This window comes from Amycolatopsis sp. NPDC004747 (genome assembly GCF_053601335.1).
In genome coordinates this window covers 63945-72197 of sequence record NZ_JBSGBQ010000044.1, presented here as the reverse complement: position 1 = coordinate 72197, position 8253 = coordinate 63945, and the positions used below count along the sequence as shown (strand labels likewise).

Sequence of the window (8253 nt, the reverse complement as noted above, 5' to 3'; positions counted from 1 at the left end):
TGTTCACCTGGCTGCGCTACTACAACCACCACCGACTGCACTCCACAGTCGGCCACCACACCCCAACCGAAACCCGAACCAACCACTACGCTCAAGCCCCAGCTGCCTGAAAACCCCGTGTCCGCCTCACCGGGGCAACTCCAGACGCGTGTCGACCCTTCAATCACGCGTGTCGACCTTTCGGGCACGCGAGCCGACCCTCCTGGTACGCCGGCCGCCGTTCGGAGTGGCCGGTTCGCTAGGGGCTCGGGTGGCCGTGCCGGGCGCGGGTGTGCTTGCCGGTGGCCAGGTCGGCCAGGCGGGCCAGGGACTCGGTGTTGCGCGGCTTCGCGATCAGCGCCTGGATCGCCTCCGGGAGCACCTTGCCGGGTCCGCGGATGATGTGCTCGGTCATCCGGACCAGCGTCTGCCCGTCGCCGTGGGGGACGAGCGTCAAGCCCACCGCGGCCGCGCCCAAGGGCCAGCCGCGGGCCTCCAAGGACAACGACAAGCCCGGCTCGACCGCGCGGACCACCGTCACGTCCTGGATGTGCACCGGCCACGGGCCCACGCTGTGGTGGATGCGGGACCCGACCGCGGGCCAGTCCTCGTCGACGTCGCGGATGTGGGAGCTGCCCACCACCCAGCCGGCGTACAGCCAGCCGTCGGCGAGCACCGCGTACACGGCATCGGGCGGTACGTCGATCACGCGGCTTACCTCGGGCACGGCTTCCTCCTGGTTCGGGTGACGAAACAGGCATACCCACTCCCGGACGGGGTATGCCCGCCGGGACGGAGCAGGAGGTGTGCTGGTGGCCAGACACGGGAAAGAACCCGAAGGACCGGGAGAGCTGTCGAAGCGGTCGTGGGGTGCGGCGCTCAAGCGGACGTTCAAGCAGTTCAACCGCGACAACCTGACCGACTGGGCCGCGGCGCTCACCTACTACGGCGTCCTGTCGCTGTTCCCGGGCATCATCGTGCTCACCGCCATCCTCGGCCTGCTCGGGCCGGACAAGATCCAGACCGTGATCGACAACGTCAACCAGGTGGTGCCGGGCCAGGGCAAGGACATCCTCGTCGGCGCGATCAAGGAGCTGACGGGCTCGCGCAGCCTGGCCGGCCCGCTGGCGATCATCGGGCTGCTGGGCGCGCTGTGGTCGGCGTCGGGCTACATCGGCGCGTTCATGCGGGCGTCGAACGCGATCTACGGCATGCCGGAAGGCCGGCCGGTGTGGAAGACGATCCCGCTGCGGATCGCGTTGACGGTCGGGATCGTGGTGCTGCTGGCGGCGTGCGCGCTGGGCGTGGTGGCGACGGGTTCGGTGGCCCGCCGGCTCGGCGACCTGATCGGCCTCGGTTCGACGGGCGTGCTGGTGTGGGAGATCGCGAAGTGGCCGGTGATCGCGCTGCTGGTGAGCCTGGCGTTCGCGTTGCTGTACTGGGTGGGGCCGAACGTGCGGCTGCCGGGCTTTAAGTGGCTGACGCCGGGTGGGCTGCTGGCGGTGGTGCTTTGGGTGCTGGCATCGGCCGGGTTCGCGCTGTACGTCGCGAACTTCGGTTCCTACAACAAGACCTACGGTTCGCTGGCCGGGGTGATCGTGTTCCTTGTATGGTTGTGGATCTCCAACCTCGCGATCCTGCTGGGGGCCGAGCTGGACGCGGAGCTGGCCCGCGGCCGCACGATCGAGGCGGGCCGCGAGGACGACCAGGAAGAGCCGTTCCTGCCGCCGCGGGACACGAAGGCGATGGACGACGACGAAGCCGCGGCGGTGGCGGAGTCGGAACGGAAGTGAGCGGATGGCCTGCCGGATCACCGAGCTGGTGCTCGACTGCCACGACCCGGACCGCTTGGCGGAGTTCTGGTGCGCGGTGCTCGGCTACGAGGTGATCGGCCACGAGCCGGACGGCCTGGAGCTGGGCCCGCCGGGCGGCCGCTTCGGTGGGGGAGCGGTGACGCTGATCCTGGCCCAGACGGACCACCCCCGCCGCGGCAAGCTCCCGCTCCACCTGGACGTGAGCCCGGCGGGGGTGGACCAGGAAACGGAACTGGCCAGGTTGACGGAACTGGGCGCCAGGCCGGCGGACGTCGGCCAGACGGGCGAGGAGTCCTGGGTGGTGCTGCAGGACCCGGAGGGCAACGAGTTCTGCCTGCTGCGCAAGGACGTGGGCCCGGCCTGAGGCAGGCTCGCTCCCGGCTCCCGGCTCCCGGCTCCCGGCTCCCGGCTCCCGGCTCCCGGCTCCCGGCTCCCGGCTCCCGGCTGGGGAGCTCAGCCTTCGGCTGGGGAGCTCAGCCTTCGCCGGCCGAACACCGCCGCCACTCCACCGAATCCCCAGCTCGATCAGCCCGCCAAACCGGCGCCCCCTCCGGCTCCCAAGTGGGCACCAGGTAGTCCGTCACCACCCGCCCCCGCGCCACCCGGCCGAACAACTCGACCCCGTCCCGCCGCCGGGCGGCCGGGATCCACGCCGGGAACCTCGTCCGGGGCAGCTTCCGTTCGATCCACTCCCGCGCCGAGCCCTCACTCCCGTGGTCGGACTCGACGATGCTCGACACCGTCCCCTCGCCGCCCACGGTGAGGGCGATCGAGGCGCGCCAGCGGACTGCCGAAGATGTCATCTCCTCCAGGTTCCCCGACACACGCCGCCGGCTGCCAGTACACGTTCGGATGGATCCCACCCTGCCTCCGCTCCACACCGTCACGACGCCTTCAACAACCGCGCGCACGCCCTCTCCAGCACCGCCCGAGCCTCGTCGCCGTCCAAGCGCGCCGCGCGCTTCAACGCCGGCGCGATCGTCTTCTCGGCGCGGTACGCCTCCACCAACCGCGGGTCCACATAGGACGAGCGGCACACCGCCGGGGTGTTGCCCAGCGCCGCCGAAACCTCCTTCATCACCTTCGCCTCCGCGCGCTTGCGGGCCGTCTCGGACGTCGGCGGGTCCGCCGCCGCGAAGGCCGCGGCCGCCAGCACCGTCGCGTTCCACGTCCGCATGTCCTTCGCCGTGCAGTCCTCGCCCGCCAGCTCCTTGAACCGCTCGTTGACGTCGGCCGCGTGCACCTCGTGCCACGTGCCGCCCTCGCGGTAGACCAGCAGGCGGTCGCTGCCGGACCGGCTGCGCAGCAGTGCCTTCACCACCGCCGCCAGCTCGGCGTCGCAGATCGCCACCTCCCGGTCCAGCCCGCCCTTGGCGACGTAGCGGAACCGGCATTCGTCGCCGCGGACGGACGCGTGCGAACGCAGCAGCGTCGCGACGCCGTGGGTGCCGTTCTCCTCCGCGTACTCCTCGCCGCCGGTGCGGAAGATGCCCCGGTCGAGCATGCGCAGCGCCGCCGCCAGTACCCGCTTGCGGGTGAGACCGGAACCGGTCAGATCGGACGCCACGGACGAACGCCAGGCCGGCAGCCGGCGGGCCATCTGCAGCACGCGGTCGTGCTTCTCCTCGTCGCGGTCGCGCCGCCACTGCTCGTGGTAGAGGTACTGGCGCCGCCCGGCGTCGTCGGTGCCGACCGCCTGGACGTGCCCGTTCGGGTACGGGCAGATCCACACGTTCCGCCAGGCCGGCGGGATGACGAGGTCCTTGATCCTGGCCAGCAGCTCGGCATCGGTCACCGGCGAGCCGTCGGGCATGGCGTAGGAGAACCCGCGGCCGCGGCGGATGCGCTTGATGCCCGGGCCGCGCAGGTCACTGCGCCGGAGTCTGGTGCGTCCCACCGCCGCGAAATACCCGCCCGGCGTACCGGGAAACCATGATTGCCACCCGCGGCGGCGGGTAGCCGACGACGGAAGCACCGGAAGGAGCACGGATGACCACCGCAACCAAGCCATGGGCCGTCGTCACCGGCGCGTCGAGCGGGATCGGGCTGGAGCTGGCGAAACAGTTCGCCCGGCACGACTTCGACCTCGTGCTGGCCGCCGAAGACGCCGAGCTCGCCGCGGCTGCCGACGAGGTCCGCGCGTGCGGCGCGCGGGTCGAAGCGGTCCGCACCGACCTCGCCGCCCCGGACGGCGTCGAAGAGCTGGTCCGGCGGCTCGCGGACCGCCCGGTCGAAGCGCTGGCCGTCAACGCCGGCGTCGGCATCAACGGCGAGTTCGCCGGGGACACCCGGCTGGAGGACCAGCTGACGGTCGTCGACCTGAACGTCCGCTCGGCGGTCGACCTGACCAAGCGGGTCGTGCCCGGCATGGTCGGCCGCGGCCACGGCCGGGTGCTGTTCACCTCGTCGATCGCCGGGACGTCGCCCGCGCCCTACCAGGCGGTTTACGCCGCGTCGAAGGCGTTCCTGACGTCGTTTTCCGAAGGCCTGCGTGCCGAGGTGAAGGACAAGGGCGTCACCGTCACGGCGATGCTGCCCGGCCCGGTCGACACGGAGTTCTTCGAGCGCGCGGACATGGCGGACACCAAGATCGCCGCCGGCGCCAAGGACAGCCCGGCCGAAATCGCCGAAGCCGGCTACGAAGCCCTGATGGCCGGGAAGGACAAGATCGTCCCCGGCGCGGTCAAGAACAAGCTCCAGGCGGCCGGCTCCCGCGTCCTCCCGGACCAGGCCAAGGCCAAGCAGCAGGGCAAGATGATGAAGCCCGGATCGGCGGACGAATGAGCGTCATCGACGAAGTCACCGAAAAGGCGAAGCAGGTCCAGCGCAGCTACGCCGGTGACGAGGACCGCCCGCTGGGCGGGTACGTCGTCGCGATGGGCGCCTACAGCGCGCTGGTGGGCGGGCTGACGCTGCTCGGCCGCGCCGTCGGGGCCCGGTTGCCGCAGCGGTTCGGCGCCGGCGACACGCTCCTGCTGGGCGCGGCGACGTTCAAGGCCAGCCGTCTGCTGGCCAAGGACGCCGTCACCAGCCCGCTGCGTGCCCCGTTCACCCGCTACGAGGAGCCGGCCGGGGACGACGAGCTGAACGAGTCCGTCCCGGCCGAGGGACACGTCGAGCACGCGGTCGGCGAGCTCGTGTCGTGCCCGTTCTGCCTGAACGTCTGGGTCGGCACCGGGCTGGCCGCGGGCCTGGTGATCGCGCCGCGCGCGACCCGGCTGGCGGCGACGGTGCTGACCGCCGTCGGCGTGGCGGACGCCCTGCACCTGCTCTACGACGCGGGCAAGAGGCTCGCGTCCGGTTAGCCGGGCGAGCCGGCGGCGCGGCGCCGCCGGCTCATTCCGGCCCGCGGCGCAGCGGGCGGACCGCCGGCCCCTGCACCACTTCGCCGTCGACCCCGAAGCGCGAGCCGTGGCACGGGCAGTCCCACGTCTTCTCGGCGTCGTTGAACGAAACCAGGCACCCCAGGTGGGTGCAGTGCGCGCCGACGGCGTGCAGCTTGCCGGCGTCGTCGCGGTGGGCCGCGACGAGCTCGCCACCCACGCGCACGACCTCGGCCTCGCCCGGCTTGAGGTCGTCGAGCTTCTCGGAGCGCCAGAGCGCGGCGAGGTGGTCGCCGACGAGGTACTTCGCGACGGTCAGGTTGTCCTGGGCCACCCCGAGCACCGAGCGGACGTCGAAGCGGTTGGGGTCGAACAGGTCCGCGGCCGGGTGCGGCTCGCCGAGGATCCGCGCCGCCAGCACGTGGCCCGCGGCCGTGCCGCCGGTCATGCCCCACTGGCCGAACCCGGTGGCCACCCACAGGTTCTTCGTCCCCGGCAGGTACCGGCCGACGTAGGGCAGCAGGTCGGGCGTGGACATGTCGTGCGCGGACCAGCGGTGGGTGACGCGGTGCAGGCCCGCGTGCGCGTCCGCCCAGTCCGCGAGCCGCCGGTACCGGCGTTCGACGTCGACGTGCGCGCCCACGCGGTAGTGCTCGCCGCCGGCGATCACCATCGGGGTGCCCTGTTCGGTGTACGCGCGCACGGAGTGGTGCGTGTCGGCGTCGAGGAACATGCCCTCGGGTGCCGCGTTCCCGGCCGCCGGGCCCGCGACGACCAGGTCGCGCACCGGCTCGAGCCGCGCGAAGTACAGGCCGCGGTCGAGCACGGGGTAGTGGGTCGCGACGACGACGTCGCCGGCCACGACGTCACCCCGCGAGGTGCGGACGGTCTGGCCGTTGAGCCCGGTCGCCCGGGCGTGCTCGACGATCGTGCCGCCCGCCCGCTCGATCTCCGCGGCCAGGCCGAGCAGCCACCGGCGCGGGTGGAAGTGCGCCTGCCCGGTGGTCCGCACGGCCCCGAGCGCCGGGACGTCGAGGGCGACGTCGGCGGTGTACGAGGCCGGCAGGCCCGCCGCGGCGGCCGCGTCCGCCTCCTGCTTGAGGGAGTCCACGGTGCTTTCCCGCGTGGTGTAGACGTAGCTGTCCGCGCGGGTGAAGCCGCAGTCGATGCCGAGCTCGGCGGCGGTGGCGGCGATCCATTCGCACGCCGCGGTCTGCGTTCCGGCGTAGGCCTTCGCGGCCCCGGCGCCGTGGCGGGAGGTCAAGTCCGCGTACTTCGCCCCGTGCTGGGCGCTGACCTTCGCGGTGGTGTGGCCGGACACCCCGGCCGCGACCCGCTCGGCCTCCAGCACGACCACCGATCGGCCGGCCCGCGCGAGCAGCAGGGCGGTGGTGAGCCCGGCGATGCCCGCGCCGAGCACCGCGACGTCGGCGGACTCGGGGACGGGCACACCGGTGCGGTCCGGGGAAGGAGCGGTTTCGACCCACAGCGAAAGCGGTTCGGGCAGGGCTGTCATGCGTCCGGATGCCCGCTGAACGCCCGGCGAAACCGGCCATCCGGCCCGTTTCGGCCGCTCGGCGCGTCGGGTAGCCCACCGCCATGAGTACGAACATCTTCGTGATCGGCCTGGACGAGGAGAACCGGCGGGTCCTGGAACGCCTGCCACTGGCCGGGAGCTGCTCGTTCCACGGCCTGCTGACCCCCGAAGAGCTGCAGCACGGCGACATCGACTTCGAGGCGCTCCTGAAGACCGCCCAGCACGAACTCGACGCGTTCGACGGCGAAATCGGCGCCATCGTCAGCTACTGGGACTTCCCGGCCGCGTCGCTCGTACCCATCCTGTGCGCCCGCCACGGCCTGCCCAGCGTGGCGCTGGAGGCGGTACTGAAGTGCGAGCACAAGTACTGGAGCCGGCTGGAACAGAGAAAGGCGATCGACGAGCTGCCGAACTTCGGCATCGTCGAGCTCGACGACGAGCGGCCCGCCCCGCCGGAGGGCGTCGGCTACCCGATGTGGCTCAAACCGGTGAAGTCGTTCTCCTCCGAACTCGCCTTCAAAGCCGAGGACGACGCGGAATTCGCCGACGCGGTGGCCGAGATCCGGGCCGGGGTCGGCCGGGTGGGCGAGCCGTTCGGGTACGTGCTGGAGCAGGTCGACCTGCCGCCGGAGATCGCCCGGGTGGGTGGCGCGGCCTGCCTGGCCGAAGAGGCGCTGCACGGCGTCCAGGCGGCCGTCGAGGGGTACGTCCACCGAGGCGAGGTCACCGTCTACGGCGCGCTCGACTCGATCAACTACCCGGACAGCTCGTCGTTCCTGCGCCACCAGTACCCGTCGCAGCTGGGGGAGGAGCCCGTCCAGCGGATGCGGGACGTCGCCGAGCGGGTGATGAAGCAGATCGGCTTCGACAACGGCACCTTCAGCATCGAATTCTTCTGCGACCCCGTATCCGGCCAGGTGTGCCTGCTGGAGATCAACCCGCGGCACTCGCAGTCGCACGCCGAGCTGTTCGAGTTCGTCGACGGCGTGGCCAACCACGAGATCATGGTCCGGCTCGGCCTCGGGCAGGACCCCGGCCGCCGTCCCACCAAGGGCACCTACCAGATCGCCGGCAAGTGGTACCTGCGCCGGTTCGAGGACGCCGTGGTGACGCGCGTGCCGACGCCCGAGGAGATCGCGACGGTGCAGAACCGCATCGACGGCACCCAGATCGAAATCGTGCCGGAGGTGGGGCAGCGGCTGTCGGACCTGCCGGAGCAGGACAGCTACAGCTTCGAGCTGGCGCACCTGTTCGTCGCGGCGCACACCGAGCACGAGATGGTGCAGAAGTACCAGGCCTGTGTGGACGCGCTGCCGTTCGAATTCGCCGAGGCCTGACCACGCACGAGAAAACGGGGGTCGCGTTCGGACAGTCCGAACGCGACCCCCGCGGTTTGTCGCGGCGGTCTCAGCCCGACTGCGGGTCACTGTCGTCGTGCTCGTCCCCGCCCGACGTGCCCTGCTCGCCGCGGAGGGTTTCGCGCTGGGCTTCGGGCGTGTCGCCGTGCGGGTCGTCGCCGCGGGCGCCTTCGGCCGGCTCGGTCGGGTGCTGCGTGCGCTCTTCGGACGTCATCCTCTTGTCTCCTTCACGGTCCTTTCCG

Annotated in this window: 10 protein-coding genes; 5 read left to right on the top strand and 5 right to left on the bottom strand. The window is 71.8% G+C overall.

Features of this window, described 5'->3' with window-relative positions:
* Positions 1 to 238 precede the first annotated feature (238 nt).
* Positions 239 to 706, bottom strand: coding sequence for an SRPBCC family protein (locus ACWEGE_RS42340; RefSeq protein WP_449666140.1), 468 nt, complete (start codon positions 704 to 706; stop codon positions 239 to 241).
* Between the two features lie 85 nt (positions 707 to 791).
* Here ACWEGE_RS42340 and ACWEGE_RS42335 point away from each other — a divergent pair, with 85 nt between their 5' ends.
* Both ACWEGE_RS42335 and ACWEGE_RS42330 read left to right on the top strand, forming a co-directional pair.
* The gene (locus ACWEGE_RS42335) at positions 792 to 1772 is read left to right on the top strand and encodes a YihY/virulence factor BrkB family protein (protein WP_449666139.1); all 981 of its coding nucleotides are present in this window, start codon (positions 792 to 794) and stop codon (positions 1770 to 1772) included.
* Between the two features lie 4 nt (positions 1773 to 1776).
* Positions 1777 to 2157 (top strand): VOC family protein, encoded by a 381-nt coding sequence (locus ACWEGE_RS42330; protein ID WP_449666138.1) that lies wholly within the window; start codon positions 1777 to 1779, stop codon positions 2155 to 2157.
* A 109-nt stretch (positions 2158 to 2266) separates the two neighbouring features.
* Here the strand turns inward: ACWEGE_RS42330 and ACWEGE_RS42325 are convergent, their stop codons facing one another.
* Entirely contained in the window at positions 2267 to 2596 is a 330-nt protein-coding gene (locus ACWEGE_RS42325; protein WP_449666137.1) for a hypothetical protein, read from the bottom strand.
* 80 nt (positions 2597 to 2676) lie between these two features.
* Positions 2677 to 3690 carry a DNA topoisomerase IB gene (locus tag ACWEGE_RS42320; RefSeq protein WP_449666136.1) on the bottom strand — a complete coding sequence of 338 codons (1014 nt, stop codon included), beginning with the start codon at positions 3688 to 3690 and terminating at the stop codon, positions 2677 to 2679.
* A 92-nt stretch (positions 3691 to 3782) separates the two neighbouring features.
* On the opposite strand from ACWEGE_RS42320, the gene ACWEGE_RS42315 reads away from it, so the two are divergent.
* Together ACWEGE_RS42315 and ACWEGE_RS42310 are read left to right on the top strand one after the other, a co-directional pair.
* Positions 3783 to 4577, top strand: a complete 795-nt coding sequence (locus ACWEGE_RS42315) for an SDR family NAD(P)-dependent oxidoreductase (RefSeq protein ID WP_449666135.1) — start codon at positions 3783 to 3785, stop codon at positions 4575 to 4577.
* Positions 4574 to 5098: a DUF1360 domain-containing protein gene (locus ACWEGE_RS42310; RefSeq protein WP_449666134.1), complete on the top strand. Its 525-nt coding sequence runs from the start codon at positions 4574 to 4576 to the stop codon at positions 5096 to 5098. Before ACWEGE_RS42315 ends, ACWEGE_RS42310 begins: the two co-directional genes overlap by 4 nt.
* A gap of 31 nt (positions 5099 to 5129) precedes the next feature.
* Here ACWEGE_RS42310 and ACWEGE_RS42305 read toward each other — a convergent pair whose 3' ends face one another.
* Positions 5130 to 6632 (bottom strand): FAD-dependent oxidoreductase, encoded by a 1503-nt coding sequence (locus ACWEGE_RS42305; protein ID WP_449666133.1) that lies wholly within the window; start codon positions 6630 to 6632, stop codon positions 5130 to 5132.
* A gap of 83 nt (positions 6633 to 6715) precedes the next feature.
* Between ACWEGE_RS42305 and ACWEGE_RS42300 the strand changes: the two genes are divergently transcribed.
* Positions 6716 to 7990, top strand: a complete 1275-nt coding sequence (locus tag ACWEGE_RS42300; RefSeq protein ID WP_449666132.1) for an ATP-grasp domain-containing protein — start codon at positions 6716 to 6718, stop codon at positions 7988 to 7990.
* 70 nt (positions 7991 to 8060) lie between these two features.
* On the opposite strand, the gene ACWEGE_RS42295 is transcribed toward ACWEGE_RS42300, so the two are convergent.
* Positions 8061 to 8225: a hypothetical protein gene (locus tag ACWEGE_RS42295; RefSeq protein ID WP_449666131.1), complete on the bottom strand. Its 165-nt coding sequence runs from the start codon at positions 8223 to 8225 to the stop codon at positions 8061 to 8063.
* Between the last annotated feature and the right edge of the window lie 28 nt (positions 8226 to 8253).